Below are 23788 nucleotides of genomic sequence, written 5' to 3'. Positions count from 1 at the left end.
TTCGTTCATTTGAGCTTGCCGGGCGCGCCCATCGGCGCCGGTGAATTTGCTACGCCGCCATCTTCCGGCAGCTTTCGGCACATTCGCGGCAGGCCTGGACGCAAGCGTCCATATCGCCGAGGCGCTCGCATTCGGCGGCGCAATCCGCGCAGATATCGGCGCATTCAGCGCAGAGATGCTTGTGGTGCGGCGAACCGATCAGCATCACATGCGCGGTGGCGCGGCATGTTTCGGCGCAGGCTAGCATGAGCCTGATGTGGTCGGGGCGGGCGTGCTCGCCGCCGAGCTCCAGGCAATGCCCTGTGCTCATGCCGAGACAGGTCTGATAGCACTTGAGGCAGGCGTCGATGCCGACCTGCATTCGCGAATCGAGATAATGCATGACGAATCTCCTTTGCGCTGCGGACCTGTTCTGGTCCGTTATGACGGAGACGCCCGCGAGCGCCCAACGTTCCAGCCTGCAACAATCTGTAACAGACCTGTTCAGGCAGAACGGGGCCTCTGATCCGGCCTACGGCGGCGACCTGGTCTATTTCGGCGCCTTCTCGACCTCGCGCTTGACCATCTCGTAGAGCGGGCGCGGGCCGAATTCGGTGAGGGGCTGGCCGTTCACGAAGAAGGTCGGCGTCCGGGTCACCTCGAGCGCCTTCACGTCCACGGCGTCCTTTTCCAAGGTCGTCTGGAACTCCGGCCGGGCCGCGTCGCGCTTGCCGCGCTCGATGTCGAGCCCGGCGTCCTTCGCCCGCGCCCAAGCCTTTTCAAGATCGGGCTTGTCGTGGTCCGCCCATTCCGGCTGGAATTCCAGGAGCGCCGCGAGGACGGGTTCGAACTTGCCCTGAAGGCGCGCCGCTTCGAGGATCTTGACGGCTTGGTCGGAGCCTTCATGGAACGCGGCATAGCGGATGACGAGCCGTGCCTCGTTGGGGAAGAGAGCCAGAATCTGCTTGAGTGGCGGATAGAAGGCGCGGCAGGCCTCGCACGACGGATCGAAGAACTCGACGATCGTGACGGACGCACTCGCGGGGCCGATGATCGGCGAGTGGTCGCGGACCAGCGCCTCAGTGCGCGAGGCCGCGATGGCGCGGGCTCGTTTTGCCTGCTCGTTCTGGTGGAAGACGGTCGCACCGGAGAAGAGCGCGAGGGCGGAGACGCCTGTGAGGACGACGATGGCGCGGCGGTTCATAATGCGGCCTTTGGTCTGGAGCCGATGAGCGCGACGGCGATCGCGAGGAAGGCCGCGAGAGACAGGTAGGGCAAGGGCAGCACGCCCAGGATCGTCATGTCGGCGCTGGCGCAGGAGGGGCCCTGCGAGCAGGGCTGGATGCCCTCAGGAATGAAGCCGGCGTAAAGGAGGCTGTGGAACCCGGCGATGGCCATGCCGATGGCGGCCAGGGGCAGCGCATAGAGCCAGGCGCCGGTATCACCACGGAAGCTCGCCACTGCGAGCAGGATCGCGAGCGGGAACATGAAGGCGCGCTGATGCCAGCACAGGCTGCAGGGCGCCTGGCCGACGACCTCGCCGATGAAGAGCGCGCCGAGGCTTGCCGCGACCGCGACGACCCAGGCGATGAAGAGATAGAGCCAGCGGTCGTGACCGCTGGCGGCGCTGTCGCTGCCGGTCATGTGGGAAGCATGCCTTTCATCCGATTTTGGCGAGGAAGGGGAAGGTTTCGAGAAGCCAGAAAGCGATCGTCGAGAGCTGGCCAGACATCATGGCCAGGCCCATCGCGATCATGGTGACGCCGGCCACGATCTGCAGAGCGCGCCCTGCGCCGCGCAGGCGGCGCAGTCTCGCCGTCATGCCGTCTGCGAACAGCGCCGTCAGCAGAAAGGGAATCGCGAGGCCAAGCGAGTAGACGCTCAAAAGCGCCACGCCGCTCGAAGCCGATGGCGACGTTGCGCTGACCGTCAGGATGGCGCCGAGAACGGGGCCTATGCAGGGCGTCCAGCCGAAGGCGAAGGCGAGACCAAGGAGGTATGAGCCGATCGGCCGACCGCCCGCGATCGGCGCCCGGACCCGAAGCTCGCGCTCCAGCCAGGACAAGCGCACAAGCCCCGCCGTGAAAACGCCGAAGACGAGGATGATCGCGCCCCCGACGATGCCGGCCTCATAGCGATAGGCGAGGAGGAGGTGGCTGAGAGCGCTCGCGCCCGCGCCAAGGAGCACGAAGACCGTCGAGAAGCCGAGCACGAACCAGACGCTCATCACGACGGCGTTCAGCCGTGACGAGGACCGGGAGGATGGATCGACGGCCGCGGCCGAGCCGCCGGCAATGTACGAGACGTAGCCCGGGACGAGCGGAAGGACGCAGGGTGAGAGGAACGAGACCACCCCGGCCGCAAGCGCCGCCCAGATGCCGATATTGGCGATGTCCATCAGCGGACCTGCTTTCCAGGACTATCGGCGATGAGCGCCGCGATCTCGTCCATCATGGGCTTTTCGTCCCATGCCTTGACGCCATGCCAGCGCCCCTTTTCGACGCCGTCTGAGCCAAGCAGGATCGTGGTGGGGAGGCCCGAAATGGCCAGCCGACCAACCGACGCGCCCGTCGGATCGAGGAAGACCGGCAGGTCCTTGACGTTCAGCTGCTCCAGCAACGGCTCGACGACGTCCGCGCCGTCGCGATCGACGGAGAGTGCGATCACGGCGGGAGTCCGTCCGCCCAGGCCACGGTGAAGCCTCGCCAGCGCCGGCAGTTCCTGGCGACAGGACCAGCACCATGTCGCCCAGACGGTCAGCAGCACGGCCTGCCCACGAAAGCCGGCAAGTCCGGTGGAGCTGCCGTCGAGCCGCTGGAACACGAGCGCGTCGGCGATCGGGGATCGCGACGACCTGTCGGCGACCACGACATAGCCGACAGCGATCGCCAGCGTCGCCATGGCGACCGCCGACAGCACAAGCCGTCTGGATCTGAGCACTGGTCCGATCAATCTCGGGCCTCGAAAACGGAATGGTCATGCCGCGCAAGTCCGGCATGGCGAGCGTCCACGCTCACGGCCGGCGGCGAAGGGTCTGGACTGGAAGGCTGGCGCGCGATGGCGCCGCAGGCCGCGTGAAGGCTCGCCCTTCAGCTGCGGCGCGGTGGACCCGTCGCTTGTGGCGGACCTTGCGGGCTGGACGACGCCGATACGTCAACGCGCTGTACGAAGATCGTCTCAGCCGGTTCGGCGCGTCTTGGGACCAGCGAGGCCGGCGCAGGGGGAGCCAGCGGCGCCAGCGCGACCGATTTCGCCCAGACGCAGCAGGCATTGACGCCCTCGACATGGGCCGACCGATCACGTTTCGAATCCGGCGTGGCGCCGCATATCTCGACGAGGGAGATTTCCCCCGCGTCGAACTTGGCGGCGAGATGGGTGCTGCCGGCAAGCGCGCTCGCCATCAGCTGGAACATCAGCACGAGACCACAGGCGGCGGCCAGAAGGCCTCGCCCCAGATCCCGTGATGTGCCGGTCGACGTCATGGCCGGAGAATAGCCCATGCGGTCGGACGTGAGCAATCGCGGCACAGCATCCTCGCGCTCTGTTGACCAGCCCTGCCAGCGGCGACCGGAATCATCGCGTCGTCGCCCTGGACCTGGCGATGTGCTCGTCGATCTCCGCCACCGTCGCCGGCTGGTCCCACTCCCGCGCCCCCGGCCAGCGGGCGATCTCGCGACCGGCCGGGTCTATGAGCACGGTCGTGGGCAGTCCGGTGATCTTGAGCGCCGGCATGCTCCTGGCCTCGCGGTCGAGATAGATCGCCAGGCGGGTCAGCCCCGTCCGCTGAAAGAACGGCTGCACTACCTCCAGCCCCTGCCGGTCGATCGACAGGGCAACGACCTCGAACCCGCTATCGCCCTTCATCGCCTGAAGCCGGTCGAGCGACGGCATCTCCTTGACGCAGGGCGGGCACCAGGTCGCCCAGACGTTGAGCAGGACAAAACGGCCGCGGAAGGCCTCTTCCGACAACTTGCGTCCATCGGCGGTCTCGATCGTCAGTACGGTCAGGACGGGCGCTGGCGGCTGTGCTCGTCGCGTGGCGAAGAGATAGCCGGATGCCGTTGCGATCACGATCGCCGCCAGCATCGCGGCGACGAACACCCTGCGCCCACGAAGGCTCATCGGAGCACCATGCGGACCTTCTCCAACGCGGAAGCCTCCTCCTCGTGGTAGTCGATCATCGTGCGGAAGCTGCCGTCGGCCTGCATCAGATAGACCGAGGCCGAATGGTCCATGGTGTAGCCGCTCTCGGTCGGGATCTTCTTCGCGTAGGCTTTGTAGGCGGCGAGCGCCGCATCGACCTGCTCGCGGGAGCCGGTCAGGCCAATTACGCGGGGATCGAAGGACTGAAGGTAGAGCGCGAGCTGTTCAGGCGTATCGCGCTCGGGATCGACCGTGATCAGCAGGATCTGCAGGCGATCCGCCGCCGCTCCGATCTTCCCGGTCAGGTTGGCCATCTGCACCAGAGTGGTCGGGCAGACCTCGGGGCAGTGGGTGAAGCCGAAGAAGACCGCCATCGGCTTGCCGCGATAGTCGGCGTCGGTGACCGTCCTGCCGGTGTGATCGACCAGCGTGAACGGCCCGCTGATCGCGGGTACGCCCTGGACGGCCGCGCGGCCCGCAGGCGAGCGACCGGGACCATCGACCTGCCACCACCCCAGCAGGATAGCCGCCCCTACGAATGCGAAAAGGACGACGCCGGCCCAGGCGCCGTAGCGGATCCATTTGAGGACTGGCATGGCGCGCTTCAGTGCCCGACATGGCCGGTCGCGGCCGGCTGCGGCGCTCCGACGCCTTGCACCTGCAGCTCGACCGCGACAGCGCCGGCGCGCTCGAAGACCAGCGTGGCCTTGACCTTGTCGCCCTGTTTCAGCGGCGCCCTGAGGTCGATCAGCATCAGGTGCAGCCCGCTCGGCTTGAACTCTACAGTCTGGCCGGGCGGGACGACGACGCCGTCCGTTTTCTCGCGCATCCGCATGATGCCGTCGGCGAGACTGCTCTCGTGGATTTCGACGCGAGCCGCCGCCTCGGTCGAGCCGCCGACCAGACGGTCGGGCTCCGGGCCGGTGTTCTCGATGGCGAGATAGCCGCCGCCGACTTTCGCCGAGGGCGGCGTCGCCCTGGCCCAGGGATGGTCGATCTTGAGTGGCCCGACGGCATAGTCGTGGGCGCGGACTGGGGTGGCGGCATAGGCCGCCAGAGACAGGGCGACGCCGGCGGCGCCGATCGCGAAACGCTTCATGGATGATCCTCGTCAGGGTGATGGTGCCGGCGGGAGGGCCGGCGCTCAGGTCACGCTTCGAGGGTCGGGGGCGCCCGCGATCCCTGCGCGGTCGCGGCGCGGAACAGGATCACCGGCGGGCTTGCCTGGCCGAACGCGATCGGCAGGCTGGCCGGAGCGAGATAGGGGATGGCAATCGCCGGCGAGGCCGGAGGCACGACCGGATCGACCGCAACCGAGGTGCTCCAGGCGCAACAGGACGGCTGCGCGGTCGCGTGGTGTGGGCTCTCGTCCGATCCGGGTGCGTCGGGAGCCTGAGCGCCCGAGCACAACGCTTGCGTCAGGCCTGGCTCGCCAATCGACATGGCGAGGCGGGAGCCGGCGGCGGCGCTTGCGAACACCCCTTGCAGGATCAGGACATAGGCCATCGCAAGCGCGAGCAGCGCCCGGATGATGACGGTTCTGGCCGGTCCTATTGTCACGAGCCGGACATAGCGGGGCGCTGCCGCCCTCGCAATGCGACATGGCGGATCACGCTCAACCCGTGGCGAGGTCGAACAGCGGCTTCATGTCCAAGGCGATGATGATCGCGGCGATCAGGGCTGCGGTAACAGGGCGCGATCGAGCGCAGTCTCGCGATACGCCTGGTTCACAAACCGAATCTTGGGCCGTCAACGAAACGCTTCCCTAATCTCGATCTGCTATCTGATGGATGCAGTAGGCGGGAGCTAGACGTCATGGCAGCAGCCGAACCAGCGCTTTTGACGTTTTCGGAAGCCAGAGCGCGCAATTCGGATATCGGCGGATCCGAAGCGCTGGCCGTACTGGTCGGCTGGGTCGAAGGCTATCTGATGAATGCTAACGTCGCGCTGGGGCGCACTGGCGCGGTATGTCCGTTCACCCGCCAGGCGGCACGCATCAACACGGCAAGGCTCGCAATCTGCGAGGTCGGAGCCGGCGACGAGGTCGCTGCCTTCCATCTGATCAGGGCTTGCTTCCGGGCGCTGGAGAAAATCCCTGCCAAGACCGGCATGGCGCATTTCCGCACGGTGATCGTCGGCTTCCCGAACTGTGCCGACGCGGACGGCGTCGCAATGCTGCAGCGCGTGCAGGGTCGCCACAAGTTCTATTCGCTTGCGCGCAACCGCATGATTGGATTGATGCATCCGGAATCGGACGCGCCGGGTCTCTGGAACGCGGAGTTTCGGCCGCTGCGCGCACCGCTGCCGGTGCTGGCCATCCGCCACATGGTCGAGCAGGACGCCCCCTTCGCCGTGCGCCATCCCTTGCTGTTGGCGCCCTATCTCATGCGCTTTCCGCTGGCCGGGGCAAAACGACTGATCGCTCACGCACGCGTCGGGCTTGAGCGATGACGCATGCTGCGCGCAACTACCTCGCGACAACAGGCGCCACTTCGACCCGCCACGCGCATACGGATGCCGGGATCGCTGCGGCCGTCTTCGAGATCGTCCAAGATCGCGAGGCCTTCCTGGCCCTCCGCCCGGAATGGGACGCGCTGTTCAACCGCGCGGGCGAGCCGCACCAGGTGTTCCAGAGCCACGTCGTGCTGCGACACTGGATGGACCATTACCTCGACAATCGGAGTCGAGCGTTCATCGTGACCGCGCGCCGCCAAGGGCGGTTGGTCATGGTCTGGCCGCTGCTGGCGCGGCGCCGTTTCGGCGTCGAGACGGTCGGCTTCATGGGCAGCCCGGTGGCGCAGTTCGGCGATATCCTCGTCGAACAGGGCCCGGATCGAGGAGCTTTGATCGCAGCCGGCTGGGCGGCATTGCGCGCGCGCAGCGTCGACCTCTTCGAGGCGCGCAAGGCCAGGGCGGATTCGCTGCTAACGCGATCCAGGTTGTTCGCCGGCGCACGCGAGACAGACCGTCAGGAAGCGCCTTACGCCGAACTTGCGAGGCGCGTCGGGCCGGACGGCGGACCAAGCGAGGCCTATTCCGCCCGCGAGCGTTCCAACTATCGCCGCCGGCTGCGACGGCTGGCCGAGCGCGGTGAGTTAACCCTCGGGATGGTCGCGCCAAGCCAAGACGCGGCTGAGTTCGCGCTCACCGCAATAGCTATGAAACAGGCGGCGTTGCGCCGCCACAGCGTAATGGCGCCGACCGTCTCGGACCCGCGCTTCGCGGCGTTCTTCGGCGCGCTCGCGGCTGATGACACCAACGGCTCGCCATTACGGGTGGCGATCATACGCTGCGCCGGCGAGGAAATAGGCATCGACCTCGCTTTCGACTGCAAGGGCGCGACGTTTGGCCATGTCATCGCGACGCATCCCGACCATGAGCGCGGCGGAATAGGCGGCCTGCTGGTCCACCACAGCTTCGCATGCGCTGCCGCGCGCGGCAGCGCCGTCTTCGACATGCTCGCGCCAGCAGACCTATACAAGCGCGATCATGCCGACGGAGTCACGACGGTTAGCGACTATCTGCTTCCGCTGACGGTCAAAGGACGTGTGGCAGCACTGTTCAGTCCCGGCCGCTGGCGGCCTTTCCTGAAATCAGCGATGCGGACGCTGCCGCCGACGGTCACGCGTCGGCTTGCCAGTTGGGCTTACAGCGGCAAGAACTGACGCTGCGTTCGCAAGTGCGCTCTTGAAAACCAGCATCTTTGCATGACTGCTGTTGACCCGTCGAAAGCGCTCACTTTCTTCAAACGCGGAGCTGGCGCCGACTAGCTACAGGCGCGGTAGCGATGCTGGTGGCAACCGGGACCGCAATGCGGCGGATCGCGCTCAACCCATAGTGAGGTCGAAGAGCAGCTTCATGTTCAAGGCGATGATGATCGCGGCGATCAGGGCTGCGGTGACGGTCAGCCATTTCGGTGCCACCATCTCGCCCATTTTGTTCTTTGACGCGGTGAACATGACGAGAGGCACGATCGCAAAGGGCAGTTGCAGGCCGAGGATGACCTGGCTGAGGATCAGGAGCTTGCCGGTCTCGCTGGCGCCGTAGATCCAGGTCACGATGATTGCCGGGATGATGGCGACCAGCCGCGTGACGAGCCGCCTGACCCAGGCCGGCAGCTTGATGTCGAGGAAGCCCTCCATCACGATCTGGCCGGCCATGGTCGCAGTCACTGTGGAGTTTAGGCCGCAGCACAGCAGCGCGATGGCGAAAAGCGTCGGCGCAATCGACAGGCCGAGCAGCGGCGCCAGCAGCTCATGCGCCTTCTCCAGTTCGGACACCGTCGTCTGGCCGGTCTTGTGGAAGGTCGCCGCCGCCAGGATCAGGATCGAGGCGTTGACCAGCAGCGCGAACATCAATGCGACTGTCGAATCGACGGTCGCCCATTTCAGCGCGTCGCGCTTCTCGGGCAGGCTCGAGCCGAAGGCCCGCGTCTGCACGATGCCCGAATGGAGATAGAGGTTATGGGGCATCACGGTCGCGCCGATGATGCCGAGAGCGAGATAAAGCATCTGCGGATTGGTGACGATCTGGGTCGTCGGCGCGAAGCCCCGGATCACCTGGCCCCAGTCGGGATCGGCCAAGGCGATCTGGACGCCGAAGCAGACAGCGATCACGCCGAGAAGCGTGATGATGAACGCTTCGATCCATCGGAAGCCCTTGTTCTGCAGCCACAGGATGACGAACACGTCGAGCGCCGTGACGACGACGCCGATTTCCAACGGTAGCCCGAAGAGCAGGTTGAGCGCGATCGCGGTGCCGATCACCTCGGCGAGGTCGGTGGCGCAGATCGCGAGCTCCGCCAGCAGCCAGAGCGGCCATGACACGGCGCGCGGATAGGCGTCGCGGCAGGCCTGGGCGAGGTCGCGGCCCGAGCCGATAGCGAGCCGCGCGCAGAGCGCCTGCAGGATGATCGCCATGATGTTGGAGAGAAGCGCGACGAAGAGCAGCGTGTAGCCGAACTGCGCCCCGCCGGCGAGCGAGGTCGCCCAGTTGCCGGGGTCCATATAGCCCACGGCGACAAGATAGCCCGGGCCGAAGAAGGCGAGGAACTTGCGCCACGGCGTGGCGCCGGGCGCGACGGAGATCGTTCTGAAAACGTCGAGCAGGGACGGCTCGCCACGCGCCTTGCGCCAAGCGGTTTCACCGGTCTCGACCTTGTTGAGCATGCGCCCCGCCCCTGAAACTGCAACTCGTTTGCAAAAGCAGATTACGGCTGCCCGCCATATTGTCAATGCATTTGCGAACCATTCTCATTAATAAGGCTGGAGGGAGGAAGCGATGTCCGACGCAGCCGAGGTTCTGATCAGCCAGTGCCGTCAGGCGGGGCAGCGCATTACGGCGCCGCGCCGCATCATCGCAGACGTCGTCGCCAAGGCCGACGATCATCCGGACGTGCCGGAGATCTACCGCCGGGTTGCCGAGATCGACCCCACCATATCGCTATCGACCGTCTATCGGACGGTGAAGATCTTCGCCTCGACAGGCCTCGTCGAACGACACAGCTTCGCCGGCGGACGCGCCAGGATCGAGCCGGCATCCGAGGTCCATCACGACCATCTGTTCGATATCGAGAGCGGCGCGGTAATCGAATTCAGGTCCGACGAGATCGAGCGGCTGCAGGCGCTAGTGGCGAAGGAGCTGGGCTTCGAGCTGACCGGTCACCGCCTGGTCCTCTATGGCCGCCCCCTTGCAAGGAAGGCGCGCCGGGCCAGGAAGCCTTAAGGTAAATCCAGATCGCAGGCGGCTTTCAGCCGATGGATCGCGCTGTCTATCAGCTCCGATCCTGCTCCGCCGCGCGCAGGCTGCGGTTGGCCTGGCGTAAAACGACCGGGGCCGTACTCACCTTGGGGCGAGAGAGCCGGTCGTGTCGGTTCGGCCGGGTGCGTCGTCGCCGCCGAACGGGTCGGCCAGCGCCGCGTCCGGGCGGCTGATCTCGACCTTGCCGGCGACCATGGGCTGCATCCGCTCGGGCCCAAGGCTCTTGAGCATCGTGCGGAAGCTCTGGTGCATGCCGCCGTCCAGATGCGCGTAGCTCATCGCCGGCGTTCCGCTGCCGATCAGCTCGGCGAAGCGGGCCTCGTCGCGTGCTTGGCGCTGCGAGACCAGCGGCTGGACGTCGGCTTCGATCTCGTAGGGCGGGCAGGCCTCGGCCGGCGCGAACGGTCCCGATCCCTCCCTGGCGTTGAAGACGTAGCGGCGACCGCACGCGGCGAGCTTCGGCGGCTGCTTCGTCGCCTCGAAATGATCCGAGCCCTCCTTCAGGTTCCGCCAGAAGGCGATGTGAGAGCTGTTGCGATGCCGCGCCATGTTCTCCGGCGTCATGCGAAAGGGCAGCGCCTGAACCTGGAAGCTGCGCTGGCCCCCAGCGAAGGCCTCGCGCGCCAGACCGTAGATCTCGGTGACGCCCTCGTCGGTCATGGCGAAGCAGCCCGCCGAGGTGCAGGCGCCGTGGACCATGAGCGCCGAGCCGGTAGCGCCTTGCGACTTCTCCAAAGGGTTGGGGTAGCCGAGGTTGAAGGACAGGTAGAACTGCGAGCGCGGGTTCATCAGGTCGGCGGTGACGGTGTAGAATCCCTCCGGCGCCTGCCGGTCGCCCTCGCGCTTCTTGGGGCCGAGCTGACCCGACCAGCGGCACATCGGATATGTCTTGAGCAGGGCGTACTGGCCGCTGCGGTCGCGCTTCCAGACCTCGAGCTCGCTCTCCTTCTTGAAGATGCGCACGAGGATGGGATCGCTCTGGCTCATGCCCTTGGCCGACATGTCCGAGACCAGCCGCGCCGGCAGCGGCTGGAGATGGCGTGTGTCGCCGTCGCCGGTGACGCAGCCCGAGAGGGCGAATGCGCCGAGCATGAGCCCGAGAGCAAGACGCAGGGTCGAGAAGCGAATCTGTGAGAGCATGCGATAATTTTTGCGCGAACGAAGCTGACGAAGCGTGAAAAAGGACGGTTAACGACTCTCTACAACCTGATGCCACTTGAGGTTCAAGGGGAAATCGCCGGCATCCGCCTTTAGCTCGCGCGCTTGAGCCACCAGCGCCGCAGCGCCACGACCGACCAGATCGCCTCGACGACGCCGAAGGGCCAGGCGCCCTGCAGGAAGCCATAGACCGAGCCGAGCGCGCAGGCGACGGCGAAGCCCAGGACGAACCAAGGACTGCGCTCCTCGCAGGCGTAGGTGACGAGCATGAGCGTCACGGCGACGAGGCCGAAAAGGGTGAGAGCGTCCATCAGGCCATTATGTGCGTTGCGGCGATCGGACGCCGTCATAGCCAATTCCGTCCATCGGCGCAGATCCGGCACTGCAACCGCCTGTCGCATAACATGGAAGCCGGAATACCGTCGGAGGCGCTGGAACCTGAAGTGGCTTCAGGTGCGATCAGTGTTCCGAAGGGAGGATTCCATGTTCGCGCGTCGCTCGCTGCTTCGGCTCACGGCCGGTCTCGTCGCCATTGGTTTTTTCGGAAAGCCGGCGGCGGCGCAGACCACGCTCGCCTCCAGGCTGCTGGAGCTCGGCCCGCTTCCCGAGAAGGTCTTCGGCGCAGCCGACGCGCCGGTCACGGTGATCGAGTACGCCTCGCTCACCTGCCATCACTGCATGAATTTCCACATCAAGACCTGGCCGGCGTTCAAGACCAAATACGTCGATACCGGCAAGGTCCGCTTCATCGCGCGCGAGTTCCCGCTCGATCCGCTCTCGACAGCGGGGTTCATGCTGGCGCGCTGCTCCGACGAGGCGAAATGGTATCCGATCGTCGACATGCTCTACAAGACGCAGGAAGGTTGGGCATTCGCAAAAGCCGCTCGACGCGCTGACCCAGACGATGAAGCAGGCCGGCTTCACGCAGGAGACGGTCGAGGCCTGCCTTCGGCGAGAGGATCTCTCCACGGGCGTGAAGCAGGTTCAGGAGCGCGGCTCCAAGGAGCTCGGCGTCAACTCGACTCCGACCTTCTTCGTCAACGGCGAGAAGAAGGTCGGCGCGCTGACGATCGAGGAGTTCTACAAGATCCTGACGCCGCTGCTGGCGGGACGCTGACCTCTCCCCACCGCCCAGCGATGCTAGCGCGCGGCCTTGATCGCGGCGGTGACGACGTCGGGCCGGCCGAGGAAGCGGCCGAGATCCTGCCAGACGTTCTGGTTCTCCGGGGACTGCCGCCGGATGAAGGTCAGGCCGGATTTCGACCAGGGCAGGACCTTGTCGGTCTGGTTGTCGAGGACGAATTCGCCGCGGTCGGTGACGACGGTGAGCACGGCGTGGCCGCCGCCCTCCTTGTCGATCACGACGGTGATCAGCAGCGCCGAGAGCGGCCAGCCCCGCTTGACCAACTCGCGCCGCTTCTCGAGGACGTAGTCCTCGCAGTCGCCCTTGCCGGTCGTCGCGTAGCTCCAGTTCTCGATGACGCCGAACTGATCCTGGTCGGTGACGGGTTCGATCGCCTTGTTGAACGCCAGATTGACCGCCAGAAGCTCGCTCCAGGATTTGTCGTCGAGGCGCACGACCGTCGCGGCCGAACGCGGCGTCCGGCAGTTATTGGGATTGTCAATGCAGAACTGCTGCCAGCCGATCGGCGTGCGCGACGGCTGGCCAGCATGAAGATGAGCGAGGTCGGTGGCGCCGGCCGCAAACGCCTGCGTGACCATGGCGGACGTTGCGAGGCCGAGGGCCACCGCGGCGATGACGCTATGCCTTTTTTTCATGACGCTCTCCCGTGTCGTTGAGAGCGTTTCTAGCGATGACGCGTTGAATTCGCGCGAAATCGGACCCCTAAATTATCGGCCTAAGATTCAGATTTCATTGGTATTTCTTGCCGCTCCGTCAACCTTAAGGAAGGCTTTCGTCATGACCCGCTTTGCTGCCGTCGAAGGGGAGGATCGTGGGCATGTCGCGGGGACTTCCGGGCCGAGTCGCAGAGGCAGAGCATCATGAAGTCGCGCAACGGCGCGCTGGCCGCGGCCCTGATCGCGCTGGCGGTCCTGTTCTATGCCGTCAGCGTGGTGCGCATGCGTGAGGCGGAAGATCGTCGCCACCAAGCGGACCCCAAGGCCCACTCCTCAAGCGCCCCGCCGTCATCCCAGCAGCGCTGATGCTCGTGCGAGATTTCGTCTTCCAAGCCAATCTGTCCTCGCGCCCTTCGCCCATTTTCGCGAAGACCATCCTCACCCCTATAGGCGCGTGGCGTGGCCCTCGGCGTTTCTGATCGAACCGTCCTCGATCTGGATCGTCGTGTGGGTTAGGCCGAATTCGGACCGCATCGCGGCGCTCGCCGCCGTGAGGATGGCGGCTGAGTTCGGCATGTCGTCGACAACCAGGTGACAGCTCATCGCGTCCAGACCAGACGTGATCGTCCAGACATGCAGATCGTCGACGGCGACGACGCCGGGAACCGCCGACAGCTTCGCTTCAAGCAGCTTCAGATCGATCTCGGGCGGAGTTCCCTCCAGCAGGATATGGACTGCCTGCTTGAGCAGGCTCCAGGTGCGCGGCACGATGAATAGCCCGATGCCGGCGCCGACGATCGGATCGACGATCGTCCAGCCGGTGGCCATGACGACGATGGCCGCCACGATGACGCCGAGCGAGCCGAGCATATCGCTCAGGACCTCGAAATAGGCGCCCTTGACGTTGAGGCTTTCCGACGAACCGCCCGAAAGTAGCTTCATGCTGACGAGGTTGACGCAGAGGCCGACGACCGCGACCGCCAGCATCGGGCCGCCGACGATCTCGGGCGGGTTCTGGAAGCGCCGATAGGCCTCGTAGAGGATGTAGGCCGTCAGCACGAGGAGAACGACGGCGTTGGTCAACGCCGAGAGGACTTCCGCACGGACGTAGCCGTAGGTCTTCTCCGGCGTTGCGGGCCGTTCGGCGAAGCGGATCGCGATCAGCGCCAAGACGAGGCCGGCTGCGTCCGTGAGCATGTGGGCCGCATCCGCCAGCAGCGCCAGGCTGCCGGTCCAGAGCCCGCCGACGACCTCCGCGAGCATGAATGCGGTCGTCAGGCCGAACGCCATCGCGAGCCCGCTCTTGTGCTTGCCGGCTGCGGTGCCCGCCGGCGCCGCCCCGCCATGGGAGTGGCCTGTGCCCATTTCCTGTTCCCCTCAGTCGCCCGTCCGGTCGCCGGCTCGCGCTTTCCAGATCGCCCCGTCGACACGCCGAGTGCTCAGCTGTGATCCTTGTGCTCCGGTTCGCCGAGGTTCTCGACGCGGATATCGGCCGAGAGGCGGCCGGCGCGCTCGAAGACGAACGTCACCGGGATGAAGCTGCCGGGCTCGACCTTGGCGTAAAGGCCGATCAGCGTGATCTGATGCGTTCCCGGCCTCAGCGACACCCTGCCGTTCGCCGGAACGGCCAGCTCGTCCAGTTCGACGGGGCGGACAATGCCGGTCTTGGAGTCGAGCGCCTTCAGGATCGCGTGATGGGCGGCGCCCGTCTCGATCTTGAGCAGCCGATCGGGGCGACCGCCGCTGTTGGTGAAAGTCGCGTAGAATGGGAATTGGTCGCCCTTGAGGGCCGACCCCTTTGCCCATGGATGGATCACGGCGACGCCGCCGCGCTGCGCCACCGGCTCGGGATGGATCTGGCCCATCGCGAGCAGGCCTGCGCCGACAAGAGCGACGAGCCCGCCGAGGCGCCAGACGGCGGCCCGCGAAAGCAGTGCGAATGGCCTGACGTCGGCGTAAGCCGCGATTGCAAGCCATCGCCTGATCCGCTTCACGTCCGCTCTCCCGACTTAGCCGGAGCGGCCTTCGTCTCCGCCAGACCCCCGCCGCTTCGGCCACGCCGATAATCGGCCAGAGCGGCCAGCAGCATCAGCCCGACGCCGGCCGAGATGGCGATGTCGGCGCCGTTGAAGGTCGGCCAGTGCCAGCCACCCCAATGGAGGTCGATGAAGTCGGTCACGGCGCCCTGGCGCCAGCGGTCCTGCGCGTTGCCGAGCGCGCCGCCTGCGACCAGCGCTAGACCGATGCGCTCCGCCCGGATCGTGCTCCTGACGGCCCAGACCATCAGGCCGAGCGCGACGACGAGCTTGAATGCGGCCAGCAGACCCGGCCATGCCTCCAGCGTGTCGCGGCCGATCCCGAAGCTGATGCCGTAGTTGAAGCCGAGACGCAGGTTGAGGAATGGCGCGATCTCGATCACGCGCGGCGGCGCCATGACATAGGTCAGGATCAGCCATTTCGAGAGCTGATCCAGCACCGCGGCCGCGACCGCCCAGCCCAGCACGTCTCCCAGCCGCTTTTGCATCGTCATGGTGTCGGGTTCTCCGCGCTGCGGCGCGTTCCGAGCCATCGCCGGACGCGCCGCCGGTAGTCGCGATAGGGCTGGCCCAGAGTCGCCATCAGGACGCGCTCCTCAATGCGGACCTGCAAGACGATGGCGACTAGGAGCGCGAGCGTCAGGGCCGCCTGAATCAGGCTGGGCAGGACGATGAAGAGACCGACGAACAGCAGGGCCTGACCGACGAAGACCGGGTTGCGCGAGATCGCGAAGGGGCCGTTGTCGACGATCGGCCCCAGTTCGCCCTCGGCCGCGCCGATCCGCCAGGACACGCCCATGTGGCGCTGGGAAATCAGCGCCACGCAGGCTCCGACCACGACGAGGAGATGGCCAAGGACATCGAGCCAGGGTCCGTCGAGGGCGAGCGAGAGCGGGTCGGGCTTGATCGGATCGCCGATCAGCGCCAGCACGAGCGGCCAGATCACCGCGCCGACGAAGGCGAGGCGAAACAGCGTGGCGGGCAGCGCCTGTTTTTCGCGCCCCTTGTCGAAAAGCCAGATCTGCCGTCCTGCTTCTTTCGCGAGGATGGCCGACATGGCCAGGAAGCTGATGACGTAGACGACCGTCATCAGGTAGCTCGCGATTTCCATGCCCGACATGGCGCGCGCCGCTCAAGCCGCGCGGCCGGCATTGAAGCGCAGCAGCCGCAGGGCGTTGGCCGTCACGATGACGGTCGCGCCGGTGTCGGCCAGGATCGCGATCCAGAGGCCGGTGTAACCGAACACCGTGGTGACGAGGAATACGGCCTTCAGCCCGAGCGCGATGGCGATGTTGACCCGGATGTTACTCATCGTCGCCCGCGCCAGCCGGATCATGGCGGGCACGTCCCGGACCCGGCTCTTCAGGATCGCGGCGTCGGCGGTCTCCAGCGCCACATCGGTGCCCGAGCCCATGGCCACGCCGATGCCGGCGGCGGCAAGAGCCGGGGCGTCGTTGATGCCGTCTCCGATCATCATGACCGAGGCGTCGACTGAGAGGGCCTTGATCGCCGCGACCTTGTCCTCCGGCATCAGTTCGGCCTTGTGCTCCATCCCGAGCGAGCCTGCGATGGCGGCCCCCGTGCGGGCGTTGTCGCCGGTCAGCATCAGGCAGCGGAGGCCCATCGCCTTCAACTCAGCGATGCCGGCGGCGGCGTCCTCGCGCGGCTCGTCGCGCATGGCGATCAACCCGGCGAGTACGCCATCGGCGATCACGGCGGCGACGGTCTTGCCGGCCGTCTCCAGCTGTTCCACGGCAGCTTTCGCCTGATCGTCGAAGTTGGATCGCGAGAGCGCATGGCGCGGCGCTCCCACGAAAATCGCGACACCATCAAGCGTGCCCACTACGCCCTGACCAGCAATCGCCTTTGCTTCAGTGGCGTTGCGCACCGGTATGGCATGCGCCTTGGCGCGCTCGACGATCGCCAGCGCCAGCGGATGGCTCGATCCGGTCTCGGCGGCGGCCGCGAGCTCGACGACCTCTCGCTCGGTCCGACCCAACGCGACGACCTCGGTCACGCGCGGGCGTCCCTGCGTCAGCGTTCCCGTCTTGTCGAAGGCGACGACGCCGGTCTTGGCTGCGGCTTCGATCACGACGCCGCCCTTCATCAGCAAACCCTGGCGCGCGCCCGTGGAAAGCGAGGCCGCGATGGATGCCGGAACCGAGATGACGAGCGCGCAGGGGCAGCCGATCAAGAGCAGCGCCAGCGCCCGGTAGACCCAGACCGACCATTCACCGCCCAGCAGCAGCGGCGGCACGATCGCGACCAGCACGGCCAGTCCCACGATCGCCGGCATGTAGACCCGCGAGAACCGGTCGATGAAGCGCTCGGTCGGCGCGCGCGCCTCCTGCGCCTCCTCGACCAAGCGGATGATCCGGGCGATCGTGTTGTCTTCCGCAGCCTTGGTGACGCGCACCCGCAGCGCCGCCTCGCTGTTGACCGAACCGGCGAACACCGGATCGCCGACGCCCTTGGTCTTCGGCACGGATTCGCCCGTCACCGGGCTCTCGTCGATGCCGGAGACGCCGTCGGTGATCTCGCCATCGGCGGGAATTCGGTCGCCGGGGCGCACCAGCACCGTCTGGCCGATCTTCAGTGCCGCCGCGTCGATCGTACGGGTCTCGCCGTCCTTCTCGACGATCGCGGTCTTGGGCACGAGGTCACTGAGGGCCCGAATCGAGGCGCGCGCCCGGTCGGCCGCGACGCCCTCCAGCACCTCGCCGACCGCGAAGAGGAAGACGACCAGCGCAGCTTCCTCCGCCGCGCCGATGAAGAGCGCGCCGGTCGCGGCGATCGTCATCAGCATCTCGATGGTAAAGGGCATCCCGGCGCTGGCGGCCGCATAGGCCTTGCGCGCCACGGGGATGATCCCGATCACGCAGGCCGCGATGAAGGCCCAGTGCGCGATCGCTGGCCAGACGAGGCTGGACGTCCAGGCCCCGCCGAGCAGCGCGCCCGTCGTCAGGACGAGCCGCCCCTTGTTAGTCTGGTACCAGGATACGCCGTCGGGCGTCGCTTCATGGACATGGCCCGGCAGGCCGTGGCCGGCGTCTCCGGCGTGGTCACGAGGTTTTTCGATCGTTGCCGGATTGCGCGCGTGCTTGTGATCGTCGTGGGAGTACCCATGATCGTCAAGGGAATGGTCGTGGCCGGCATGATCCGCGTTGTCGCAGCCATCGCCATGACCGGATCCGGACGCCTGCGTCTTCGACGCCAGCGATGTAGCGGTGAACCCGAGGCTAGCGACCCGCTTCTCGATGGCGTCGCGCTTCGTCTGCGTCTCGTCGAGCGCCAGCGTCAGAGTTTCCGACATCACCGAGAGCTTGACGTCGCTGACGCCCGGCATGCGCTCGACCGCACCGCGAATGGTGGCGGCGCAGCTTGGGCAGTCCATGCCGCCGATTTTCCAGCTCAGGGGCGCGGGCGTGGGTGCGCTCGTCGTCGCGGCCGCCGCCTCGGCCTGCCCCTGAGCATTGCAGCAGCCGCACGCCGCCGGCTCCGGGGCTGGCGTCGTTTTCGCGGCCATGATCGCCGTCGTGTATCCGAGGCTGGAGACGCGCTTCTCGATCGCCTCGCGTCGGGTCTGGTTCTCGTCCAGCGCCAGCGTCAGGGTTTCTGCGACGACCGACAGCTTCACGTCGCTCACCCCAGGCAGACGCTCGACGGCGCCGCGGATCGTCGCCGCGCAGCCCGCGCAGTCCATGCCGCCGACCTTCCAGCTCAAGGTCTGGAGCCTGGTGTCCGAGGTCGCTGTCATGGTCGTCTCCGCTTGCAGGCGCTATGAGACGTCCTAGATACGATCTCTAGCCACTTCAGGTTCAAGGGGGAAAATGAAGTTGGACGCGAAAAACATTGCGCGCGCGATGCCGATCGGTTCGCTCTCGGATCGGACAGGCGTGAAGGTCGAGACGATCCGCTATTACGAGCAGGTCGGGCTGCTGCCGCAACCGGACCGCTCGGAGGGCAACCAGCGTCGCTATGGCCGGGCCCATGTCGAGCGCCTGGCCTTCATCAAGCATGCCCGCGACCTCGGCTTCCCCGTCGACGGCATTCGCGCCCTGCTCAGGCTGTCGGACAATCCCAGCATGGCTTGCGACGAGGCGCATGCGATTTCCGTAGCCCATCTCGACGACGTCCGTCACAAGATCGCGCGGCTGCGCTCGCTGGAGAAGGAATTGGAGCGCATTGCCGCAACTTGCTCGGGTGGTGTGACCGCCTGCGACTGCGCCATCATCGAGGCGCTGGCAGACCATAGCCGGTGCGGTGAAGATCACTAAAGCAGCACGCTACCTGGCAGACGCTATAGAATCGATTTTCATTTTGGATTCTGGAGCTAAATAACTCAAATCAAATCATCGAATTTTTTTACCAGAGTTTTGAGCTTGCCGATCAATGTTCGGTTTGCGATCAATTCGAGTTCGCTGCGCGGCTGACGCTAACTCCCGCATCAACTGCTCTCGCCGCGTTTCCGGGTCAGGCATTTTCGCCACGAACTCCCGCACCTTTTTCGCCAGAGCCCGGTCACTCCCTTTTCCGGTTCTCTCGAGATCCTTGGCATGATCGAGGTACTGATCTCGGATCTTTGCCTGCCGCTCGCGAGCCTTCGCTTCCCATAGCCGCGGACCTGATACTCCGGCTGTCGCAGACCGCACGACGTCTGCCCGCGCACCCTTGTCCGTCTCTGGAACGACGCCGCGACGCCGCAGCGCCACCACTGTCCCCTTGTCGTACTTGCGCACCTTCCCACGCGTCCGACGCGGCGTCGCCTCGGCCGCGACGCCGCGTAACCGAAGCTCGCCGGCGAACCGCTCGCGCCAGGTCGCTAGATCGGCCTTTCGCGGATTTAGGCGCTTTCCGTCATAGCCCTGCGAGCGAACCGTCAGATGCACATGCGGGTGCTTGTCATCGAGGTGCTGGACAAAGACGTAGTCGTGGTTTGTTCCGAACGTCTCAATCGCGAACGCTCGCACAGCATCCTTCACCGCAATCGGATCGGTCCCCGGCGGCATCGATAAAATGATGTTGACCGACACTGTGCCGTCGCGGCGCCGCTTGTCGTCGAGCATCGTGTCTTCGGTCCAACGAGCCTGCAGATCCTTCAGACCCTCCCGGCCCTGCATGAGTGAGCCTTGCTCGGTCTCCGCCGTCAATTCGCCGTTGCGCATGATGTATTCGAGATGGGATTTGAGGTGCCCTGCGTCCTTGGTGCGCCCCGTGATCTTGACCATCACCTCCGGCGCACGCCCGACGATCCGTTCGAGCCGCGCTCGCATCGCCGGCGTGACACGCTGCGGCGCAATCGGGTCAGGAATATCCGCCTCGGATACGCGCGGCCGACGAACCGGCGTCCGCCAGACATAGGAGATCGGCGGCAGGTCATCGAGCAACTCTTGAGCACGCTTCCCGCTCATCACCGGCCCTCCCAATAGGTGCTGGTCCGATCCAGCACGCCTTTCAACTCGCCTTGGAGAGCTTCGAGCGCGAAACGTGTCTCAGCCAACATCTTCCAGCTTTCAGCACCGGGATCGAGCTCGCCACGATTGGCAGACCGCGCGATCTGGTTGATGTTGCCGCCGATCCGGTTCAGCTCGCGCGCGATGGTCCGCAGTTCCTCGCGCTCGCCGTCCGACTGTTGCGCCGGCGCGCCCAGCCGTGACCGCACCAGCGACGTGATCCATTGCGTCCGCGTCATCCCGCGCACCGACGCCAGCTCTCTGAGCTGATTCATTTCGCTGTCCCGAAAGCGGACCGTCACCTTCTGCGGCGCGCCGACGGCAACCGGAGCGCGCTTTGATTCCGGCGCGCCGACTGCGGCTTCCATCAATCGGCGGATCAGCGCCGACTTGCCGCCTTCAGTCGCCGCCAGAGCCGCGAACTGCAACGCCAGCTCATCCGAAACCCGCAACGTCAGCGTCGGCATCAGCGCATCCTTTCACCGCCGCGAAATCAGCAACGCGCTCGGCTACGTCGCAACGCCAATCTGGCGTAATAATTCGCTGGCGGCAAGCCTATCCTGCACTAGAAACAATGCCAAAGACTCTTAACCATCCACTTCGGTTAACGATTCGAATAGGTGTAACCACTGCCGTATGGGAATTGCCCATAAGGAAGCGCCCCGCAGCGGGTCCGGGCGATCAAACAGGAATGGAGGGAAGTGTGGTTCAAACCACGCCGGAGACTGAAAGTAGGAAGGCCGGCGCTGCTCAGCCAACCAGCACGGCGTCGATCCGAAGCTCGCGAACAGACACGTCTTCTATGCTGCCATCATCGAAGGCGACACGAGCGCTCCCTTGTTCGGCATCCGGCCTTGCGTCGAGAACCAACTGGCCGACCCGCTTGCCGGCGCGCACCCGCACGATGGCAGCGCCCTTTGTGCCCAGAACGGACGGCGCTGTGGCTGAGCCTGCCAATGGTTTCTCGCGAGCCGATGCGCGATCTTTCTCCGACGCTCGGGCATCCTTGGCCCCATCCCCTGCTGCTGTGCCATGCGGTGCGGCGGGCTCAACGGTCGAGCGAACAGCGGACGCAAATTCTCTGGCCTGCGCGTCGGTGAAAGCGCCGTGCTCCTCGACGGCTCGTTCCACGTCGGAAGGTTCCTGCCGCCATGCCTGGTAGAGCTCGTAGACGGCGCGGATCGAACTTGTGGCGAGCTTCTCCTGCAGAAACGTCGGCATCTTCGGCACCGCCGCATAGCGCGACACCCAGTCACGCGGCTTGCCCAGCCGCCGAGCGACCTCTGTCTGCTTCTCACCGGCCTCAAGCCGCGCCGTTACGAAGCGAGCGATCTCGCTGGGCTTCAGATCGTCGCGCTGAATGTTCTCCACCATCTGAGCGTAGGGGCTCGCTTCAGCGTCGTCCTGAACGAAGACGGGCGCCTCGACCAGTCCGGCTATCTTCGCCGCGCGATAGCGCCGCGCACCCATCACGATGATGAACCGGTCGGCCTGCTCCGAGTGCCTGACCACAATCGGCTGAAGGATGCCGTCGATCCGGATCGACGCAGCAAGCTGCTGCAGTTCGTCTTCCGGAAACTCCCGGCGCGGCTGATCGGGATCCTCATCAATCAGATTCAGCGCGACTTTGAGACGGCGGCCGTCCGACGCGTCGCCGGCAGCAACATCTGCGAGGTCCTTGAAGCTCAGATCAAGTGCCATGCGATCACCCCATCTGCTCGACGATGCGCGACAGCACGAGTCGGATTTCGCGGCCGGCCTCCTGGGCCGAGCGCTTCTTCAGCGTCCACACAGGCACGCCCTCGGCGACCGCCTCGGCATAGCCGTCGCGCGCGACGATGTGGCCCGGAAAAACGTACTTGCCAGCCTCGCGGAGCAGCTGATCGAGATGCGCCCGCTGCCGGGGCGACTTCGTGTTGAAGTTCGATGGAAGGAGACCAAGAAACCTCATGTCGGATCGGCCATAGCGCTTTTGGACGCCGATTACGGTCTGGAGCAGACCCTTCACGCCCTTCACCGAATAATCCTCGAGATAGATCGGCGACAGCACATGGGTCGCGGAGACCAGCGCGGCCACGCTGCGCAGGCCCAGCGATGGCGGCGTATCGATGATGCAGACGTCGAACGCCGCGCTGCCCGCACGAAGGTTGTCGCGGAACTGCTGGATGCTGGTGGCATCGCCGCGATCGACATCGGTGAGGGAGCTGTCAGAAGCCGCGAGCGTGATCCCCTCAGCGCCACCAGTAACTGGCGCCCTGACCGGTCGAAACAGCTCGGCTGCAGTCACTTCGCCACGATGACGCTTCATCGTATCGGTAGCGTTGCCTTGGGCATCGGCGTCGATCAGCAGCACACGGCCGCCGGTTTCGGCAATGTGCCAGGCGAGATGCACGGCCAGCGTCGTCTTTCCGACGCCGCCCTTCTGGTTGTTGATCACGATGGTCTTCATGCAAACGCGACACGGCTCCGACGAATTCAATCGGAGCGTGTTCTGGCGGGAGATCGCGGCGATGACGTGACGGGTGTGGTTTGAACCACACCGTTGGCGATAGACCACGGGCCTCCTGGCCTGCGCGCAGCAGAGCGAGCGCAGGCCGGGCGACATGCGAAAAGGCCAGCCGACGCGCGTGGCGTCAGACCGGCCGTCTCGGATCGTGATGCTCAGAAAGGCAGTGCGGCAAGCTCCGTGACGTGGACCGCGACCCAAGCCTCGACATCCGCGAAGTACCCTGTTTCCGCATCGCTGCGGTCCTGCTCGGTCAGGAGTTCAAGCTCGGCTTTAGCCTCGCGCCGCTCGCGCGGCGTCAGGCAGGCATTGTTCAGTTCGGCCTTGAGTTCGGCAATCTGCTGATCGATCGGCATTGTCATGAGAACCTCCTTCGTCTCGAATGGACGAAGGCGCGCCACGGGTCGGTGGAGACCGGGTCAAGGATCGGCGAAGCCGACCGCCAGAGGCGGCGCGTGGGGGAGCCGAAATGCAAAGCATTTTGGGGGCACCGCGCGTCCTTGAGGCGGGCTCCGCCGGCTGTACCATGGCACGACCAGAGAGCCCCTCCAGCTCGCGCGGGAAGCACCCGGGTGGCTGTCACTGAGCAGATCGCGCGAAGCCCGAGGTGTGGTTTGAACCAACAGATCCGAGATGTGGTCTGGAGCGCCCAACAGAACCCGGCACGATGCCGAGCCGCTGTCACGACAGGGCGGACCTAAACACCGACCCATGCGTTACGCAGTTAGCGCGGCTCAGTCCGATGGCAGCTCCGTCGTTGCGCCAAGCAGGAAAGACACGCCAGTGACTTTGAACTTCGTTCGCATTGGTGAAGGCCCCCGCCTTCTCTTGGTCCATGGCTTGGGCGGGTCGCGTCCCTGCTGGTGGTGTAGCTTCGCAGAGCCACCGCGTGCCGGCTTTGGTCGGGCTGGTCAGGCGGCCACGGCTGGCAGGCTGACGATGGGATCATCGCT

The 23788-nt window shown here is 65.8% G+C and carries 29 protein-coding genes and 1 pseudogene; 6 read left to right on the top strand and 24 right to left on the bottom strand.

Going from position 1 to position 23788, the window contains the following annotated elements:
* Positions 1–49 precede the first annotated feature (49 nt).
* From ACFPN9_RS16040 to ACFPN9_RS15995, 10 genes are all read right to left on the bottom strand, one after another.
* Positions 50–382, bottom strand: a complete 333-nt coding sequence (locus ACFPN9_RS16040) for a four-helix bundle copper-binding protein (protein ID WP_047580267.1) — start codon at positions 380–382, stop codon at positions 50–52.
* 147 nt (positions 383–529) lie between these two features.
* On the bottom strand, positions 530–1183 hold the full coding sequence (locus ACFPN9_RS16035) for a DsbA family protein (RefSeq protein ID WP_047580266.1): 654 nt from the start codon (positions 1181–1183) through the stop codon (positions 530–532).
* Positions 1180–1623, bottom strand: coding sequence for a disulfide bond formation protein B (locus tag ACFPN9_RS16030; RefSeq protein WP_047580265.1), 444 nt, complete (start codon positions 1621–1623; stop codon positions 1180–1182). Before ACFPN9_RS16030 ends, ACFPN9_RS16035 begins: the two co-directional genes overlap by 4 nt.
* Positions 1624–1639: 16 nt before the next feature.
* Positions 1640–2377 (bottom strand): cytochrome c biogenesis CcdA family protein, encoded by a 738-nt coding sequence (locus ACFPN9_RS16025; protein ID WP_047580264.1) that lies wholly within the window; start codon positions 2375–2377, stop codon positions 1640–1642.
* Complete coding sequence (locus tag ACFPN9_RS16020; RefSeq protein ID WP_156134792.1) at positions 2377–2880, bottom strand: TlpA disulfide reductase family protein; 504 nt, start codon at positions 2878–2880, stop codon at positions 2377–2379. The genes ACFPN9_RS16025 and ACFPN9_RS16020 overlap by 1 nt, the downstream gene beginning before the upstream one ends.
* A gap of 188 nt (positions 2881–3068) precedes the next feature.
* Complete coding sequence (locus ACFPN9_RS16015; protein WP_156134791.1) at positions 3069–3497, bottom strand: hypothetical protein; 429 nt, start codon at positions 3495–3497, stop codon at positions 3069–3071.
* A 55-nt stretch (positions 3498–3552) separates the two neighbouring features.
* Entirely contained in the window at positions 3553–4101 is a 549-nt protein-coding gene (locus ACFPN9_RS16010; RefSeq protein WP_326910415.1) for a TlpA disulfide reductase family protein, read from the bottom strand.
* Positions 4098–4718 carry an SCO family protein gene (locus tag ACFPN9_RS16005; RefSeq protein ID WP_068074793.1) on the bottom strand — a complete coding sequence of 207 codons (621 nt, stop codon included), beginning with the start codon at positions 4716–4718 and terminating at the stop codon, positions 4098–4100. Before ACFPN9_RS16005 ends, ACFPN9_RS16010 begins: the two co-directional genes overlap by 4 nt.
* Before the next feature lie 8 nt (positions 4719–4726).
* Positions 4727–5221: a copper chaperone PCu(A)C gene (locus ACFPN9_RS16000; RefSeq protein ID WP_047577987.1), complete on the bottom strand. Its 495-nt coding sequence runs from the start codon at positions 5219–5221 to the stop codon at positions 4727–4729.
* A gap of 50 nt (positions 5222–5271) precedes the next feature.
* On the bottom strand, positions 5272–5682 hold the full coding sequence (locus tag ACFPN9_RS15995) for a DUF2946 family protein (RefSeq protein WP_068203503.1): 411 nt from the start codon (positions 5680–5682) through the stop codon (positions 5272–5274).
* 255 nt (positions 5683–5937) lie between these two features.
* Here ACFPN9_RS15995 and ACFPN9_RS15990 point away from each other — a divergent pair, with 255 nt between their 5' ends.
* Together ACFPN9_RS15990 and ACFPN9_RS15985 are read left to right on the top strand one after the other, a co-directional pair.
* Positions 5938–6573, top strand: coding sequence for a DUF6875 domain-containing protein (locus ACFPN9_RS15990; RefSeq protein ID WP_068074854.1), 636 nt, complete (start codon positions 5938–5940; stop codon positions 6571–6573).
* The gene (locus ACFPN9_RS15985) at positions 6570–7787 is read left to right on the top strand and encodes a GNAT family N-acetyltransferase (protein WP_052232228.1); all 1218 of its coding nucleotides are present in this window, start codon (positions 6570–6572) and stop codon (positions 7785–7787) included. The genes ACFPN9_RS15990 and ACFPN9_RS15985 overlap by 4 nt, the downstream gene beginning before the upstream one ends.
* 162 nt (positions 7788–7949) lie before the next feature.
* Here the strand turns inward: ACFPN9_RS15985 and ACFPN9_RS15980 are convergent, their stop codons facing one another.
* A complete protein-coding gene (locus ACFPN9_RS15980; protein ID WP_326910404.1) occupies positions 7950–9290 on the bottom strand; it encodes an Nramp family divalent metal transporter in 1341 nt (446 codons plus the stop codon).
* A gap of 112 nt (positions 9291–9402) precedes the next feature.
* On the opposite strand from ACFPN9_RS15980, the gene ACFPN9_RS15975 reads away from it, so the two are divergent.
* Positions 9403–9846 carry a Fur family transcriptional regulator gene (locus ACFPN9_RS15975; RefSeq protein WP_066721254.1) on the top strand — a complete coding sequence of 148 codons (444 nt, stop codon included), beginning with the start codon at positions 9403–9405 and terminating at the stop codon, positions 9844–9846.
* A 117-nt stretch (positions 9847–9963) separates the two neighbouring features.
* Here ACFPN9_RS15975 and ACFPN9_RS15970 read toward each other — a convergent pair whose 3' ends face one another.
* Positions 9964–11022 (bottom strand): L,D-transpeptidase family protein, encoded by a 1059-nt coding sequence (locus ACFPN9_RS15970; protein WP_066721252.1) that lies wholly within the window; start codon positions 11020–11022, stop codon positions 9964–9966.
* A 110-nt stretch (positions 11023–11132) separates the two neighbouring features.
* Positions 11133–11351: a hypothetical protein gene (locus ACFPN9_RS15965; RefSeq protein WP_066721256.1), complete on the bottom strand. Its 219-nt coding sequence runs from the start codon at positions 11349–11351 to the stop codon at positions 11133–11135.
* A 172-nt stretch (positions 11352–11523) separates the two neighbouring features.
* On the opposite strand from ACFPN9_RS15965, the pseudogene ACFPN9_RS15960 reads away from it, so the two are divergent.
* A pseudogene (locus ACFPN9_RS15960) lies at positions 11524–12157 on the top strand (DsbA family protein).
* A 23-nt stretch (positions 12158–12180) separates the two neighbouring features.
* Here ACFPN9_RS15960 and ACFPN9_RS15955 read toward each other — a convergent pair.
* Complete coding sequence (locus ACFPN9_RS15955) at positions 12181–12819, bottom strand: transglutaminase-like cysteine peptidase (protein ID WP_377817247.1); 639 nt, start codon at positions 12817–12819, stop codon at positions 12181–12183.
* A 225-nt stretch (positions 12820–13044) separates the two neighbouring features.
* Here ACFPN9_RS15955 and ACFPN9_RS15950 point away from each other — a divergent pair, with 225 nt between their 5' ends.
* A complete protein-coding gene (locus ACFPN9_RS15950) occupies positions 13045–13206 on the top strand; it encodes a hypothetical protein (RefSeq protein ID WP_156134510.1) in 162 nt (53 codons plus the stop codon).
* A gap of 78 nt (positions 13207–13284) precedes the next feature.
* Here ACFPN9_RS15950 and ACFPN9_RS15945 read toward each other — a convergent pair whose 3' ends face one another.
* The 5 genes from ACFPN9_RS15945 to ACFPN9_RS15925 form a co-directional block, all read right to left on the bottom strand.
* Complete coding sequence (locus ACFPN9_RS15945; protein WP_047575323.1) at positions 13285–14205, bottom strand: cation diffusion facilitator family transporter; 921 nt, start codon at positions 14203–14205, stop codon at positions 13285–13287.
* A gap of 74 nt (positions 14206–14279) precedes the next feature.
* Positions 14280–14834 carry a copper chaperone PCu(A)C gene (locus ACFPN9_RS15940; protein WP_047575326.1) on the bottom strand — a complete coding sequence of 185 codons (555 nt, stop codon included), beginning with the start codon at positions 14832–14834 and terminating at the stop codon, positions 14280–14282.
* Positions 14831–15370, bottom strand: a complete 540-nt coding sequence (gene lspA / locus ACFPN9_RS15935) for a signal peptidase II (RefSeq protein WP_245281183.1) — start codon at positions 15368–15370, stop codon at positions 14831–14833. Before lspA ends, ACFPN9_RS15940 begins: the two co-directional genes overlap by 4 nt.
* Positions 15367–15996 (bottom strand): methyltransferase family protein, encoded by a 630-nt coding sequence (locus ACFPN9_RS15930; protein WP_052232015.1) that lies wholly within the window; start codon positions 15994–15996, stop codon positions 15367–15369. Before ACFPN9_RS15930 ends, lspA begins: the two co-directional genes overlap by 4 nt.
* A 12-nt stretch (positions 15997–16008) precedes the next feature.
* The gene (locus tag ACFPN9_RS15925) at positions 16009–18633 is read right to left on the bottom strand and encodes a heavy metal translocating P-type ATPase (protein WP_082735060.1); all 2625 of its coding nucleotides are present in this window, start codon (positions 18631–18633) and stop codon (positions 16009–16011) included.
* Positions 18634–18706: 73 nt separating this feature from the next.
* Here ACFPN9_RS15925 and ACFPN9_RS15920 point away from each other — a divergent pair, with 73 nt between their 5' ends.
* A complete protein-coding gene (locus ACFPN9_RS15920) occupies positions 18707–19153 on the top strand; it encodes a MerR family transcriptional regulator (RefSeq protein ID WP_156134651.1) in 447 nt (148 codons plus the stop codon).
* Positions 19154–19228: 75 nt separating this feature from the next.
* Here ACFPN9_RS15920 and ACFPN9_RS15915 read toward each other — a convergent pair whose 3' ends face one another.
* From ACFPN9_RS15915 to ACFPN9_RS15895, 5 genes are all read right to left on the bottom strand, one after another.
* Positions 19229–20287 carry a relaxase/mobilization nuclease domain-containing protein gene (locus ACFPN9_RS15915; RefSeq protein ID WP_068072558.1) on the bottom strand — a complete coding sequence of 353 codons (1059 nt, stop codon included), beginning with the start codon at positions 20285–20287 and terminating at the stop codon, positions 19229–19231.
* On the bottom strand, positions 20287–20796 hold the full coding sequence (locus ACFPN9_RS15910; protein ID WP_068072555.1) for a plasmid mobilization protein: 510 nt from the start codon (positions 20794–20796) through the stop codon (positions 20287–20289). Before ACFPN9_RS15910 ends, ACFPN9_RS15915 begins: the two co-directional genes overlap by 1 nt.
* Positions 20797–21079: 283 nt before the next feature.
* The gene (locus ACFPN9_RS15905; protein WP_068072552.1) at positions 21080–22030 is read right to left on the bottom strand and encodes a ParB/RepB/Spo0J family partition protein; all 951 of its coding nucleotides are present in this window, start codon (positions 22028–22030) and stop codon (positions 21080–21082) included.
* Positions 22031–22034: 4 nt separating this feature from the next.
* The gene (locus tag ACFPN9_RS15900; protein ID WP_377817246.1) at positions 22035–22934 is read right to left on the bottom strand and encodes a ParA family protein; all 900 of its coding nucleotides are present in this window, start codon (positions 22932–22934) and stop codon (positions 22035–22037) included.
* A gap of 56 nt (positions 22935–22990) precedes the next feature.
* Entirely contained in the window at positions 22991–23191 is a 201-nt protein-coding gene (locus ACFPN9_RS15895) for a hypothetical protein (protein ID WP_067254293.1), read from the bottom strand.
* Between the last annotated feature and the right edge of the window lie 597 nt (positions 23192–23788).

This window comes from Allobosea massiliensis, from assembly GCF_042655245.1.
GTDB classification, from domain to species: domain Bacteria; phylum Pseudomonadota; class Alphaproteobacteria; order Rhizobiales; family Beijerinckiaceae; genus Allobosea; species Allobosea massiliensis.
The sequence above is the reverse complement of the archived record's forward strand: the minus strand, read 5'-3'. Positions and strand labels throughout refer to the sequence as shown.

What these genes read in the sequence shown, in the direction of transcription:
- ACFPN9_RS15965 (WP_066721256.1), bottom strand. Translation starts at nt 11,351, where the DNA reads ATGGACGCTCTCACCCTTTTCGGCCTCGTCGCCGTGACGCTCATGCTC.
- ACFPN9_RS15930 (WP_052232015.1), bottom strand. Translation starts at nt 15,996, where the DNA reads ATGTCGGGCATGGAAATCGCGAGCTACCTGATGACGGTCGTCTACGTC.
- ACFPN9_RS16000 (WP_047577987.1), bottom strand. Translation starts at nt 5,221, where the DNA reads ATGAAGCGTTTCGCGATCGGCGCCGCCGGCGTCGCCCTGTCTCTGGCG.
- ACFPN9_RS16035 (WP_047580266.1), bottom strand. Translation starts at nt 1,183, where the DNA reads ATGAACCGCCGCGCCATCGTCGTCCTCACAGGCGTCTCCGCCCTCGCG.
- ACFPN9_RS16020 (WP_156134792.1), bottom strand. Translation starts at nt 2,880, where the DNA reads ATGGCGACGCTGGCGATCGCTGTCGGCTATGTCGTGGTCGCCGACAGG.
- ACFPN9_RS15975 (WP_066721254.1), top strand. Translation starts at nt 9,403, where the DNA reads ATGTCCGACGCAGCCGAGGTTCTGATCAGCCAGTGCCGTCAGGCGGGG.
- lspA (WP_245281183.1), bottom strand. Translation starts at nt 15,370, where the DNA reads ATGACGATGCAAAAGCGGCTGGGAGACGTGCTGGGCTGGGCGGTCGCG.
- ACFPN9_RS15900 (WP_377817246.1), bottom strand. Translation starts at nt 22,934, where the DNA reads ATGTCGCCCGGCCTGCGCTCGCTCTGCTGCGCGCAGGCCAGGAGGCCC.
- ACFPN9_RS15980 (WP_326910404.1), bottom strand. Translation starts at nt 9,290, where the DNA reads ATGCTCAACAAGGTCGAGACCGGTGAAACCGCTTGGCGCAAGGCGCGT.
- ACFPN9_RS15915 (WP_068072558.1), bottom strand. Translation starts at nt 20,287, where the DNA reads ATGAGCGGGAAGCGTGCTCAAGAGTTGCTCGATGACCTGCCGCCGATC.
- ACFPN9_RS15955 (WP_377817247.1), bottom strand. Translation starts at nt 12,819, where the DNA reads ATGAAAAAAAGGCATAGCGTCATCGCCGCGGTGGCCCTCGGCCTCGCA.
- ACFPN9_RS15970 (WP_066721252.1), bottom strand. Translation starts at nt 11,022, where the DNA reads ATGCTCTCACAGATTCGCTTCTCGACCCTGCGTCTTGCTCTCGGGCTC.
- ACFPN9_RS16010 (WP_326910415.1), bottom strand. Translation starts at nt 4,101, where the DNA reads ATGAGCCTTCGTGGGCGCAGGGTGTTCGTCGCCGCGATGCTGGCGGCG.
- ACFPN9_RS16030 (WP_047580265.1), bottom strand. Translation starts at nt 1,623, where the DNA reads ATGACCGGCAGCGACAGCGCCGCCAGCGGTCACGACCGCTGGCTCTAT.
- ACFPN9_RS16005 (WP_068074793.1), bottom strand. Translation starts at nt 4,718, where the DNA reads ATGCCAGTCCTCAAATGGATCCGCTACGGCGCCTGGGCCGGCGTCGTC.
- ACFPN9_RS15945 (WP_047575323.1), bottom strand. Translation starts at nt 14,205, where the DNA reads ATGGGCACAGGCCACTCCCATGGCGGGGCGGCGCCGGCGGGCACCGCA.
- ACFPN9_RS15950 (WP_156134510.1), top strand. Translation starts at nt 13,045, where the DNA reads ATGAAGTCGCGCAACGGCGCGCTGGCCGCGGCCCTGATCGCGCTGGCG.
- ACFPN9_RS15925 (WP_082735060.1), bottom strand. Translation starts at nt 18,633, where the DNA reads ATGACAGCGACCTCGGACACCAGGCTCCAGACCTTGAGCTGGAAGGTC.
- ACFPN9_RS15905 (WP_068072552.1), bottom strand. Translation starts at nt 22,030, where the DNA reads ATGGCACTTGATCTGAGCTTCAAGGACCTCGCAGATGTTGCTGCCGGC.
- ACFPN9_RS15985 (WP_052232228.1), top strand. Translation starts at nt 6,570, where the DNA reads ATGACGCATGCTGCGCGCAACTACCTCGCGACAACAGGCGCCACTTCG.
- ACFPN9_RS15895 (WP_067254293.1), bottom strand. Translation starts at nt 23,191, where the DNA reads ATGCCGATCGATCAGCAGATTGCCGAACTCAAGGCCGAACTGAACAAT.
- ACFPN9_RS15920 (WP_156134651.1), top strand. Translation starts at nt 18,707, where the DNA reads ATGAAGTTGGACGCGAAAAACATTGCGCGCGCGATGCCGATCGGTTCG.
- ACFPN9_RS15910 (WP_068072555.1), bottom strand. Translation starts at nt 20,796, where the DNA reads ATGCCGACGCTGACGTTGCGGGTTTCGGATGAGCTGGCGTTGCAGTTC.
- ACFPN9_RS16040 (WP_047580267.1), bottom strand. Translation starts at nt 382, where the DNA reads ATGCATTATCTCGATTCGCGAATGCAGGTCGGCATCGACGCCTGCCTC.
- ACFPN9_RS16025 (WP_047580264.1), bottom strand. Translation starts at nt 2,377, where the DNA reads ATGGACATCGCCAATATCGGCATCTGGGCGGCGCTTGCGGCCGGGGTG.
- ACFPN9_RS15990 (WP_068074854.1), top strand. Translation starts at nt 5,938, where the DNA reads ATGGCAGCAGCCGAACCAGCGCTTTTGACGTTTTCGGAAGCCAGAGCG.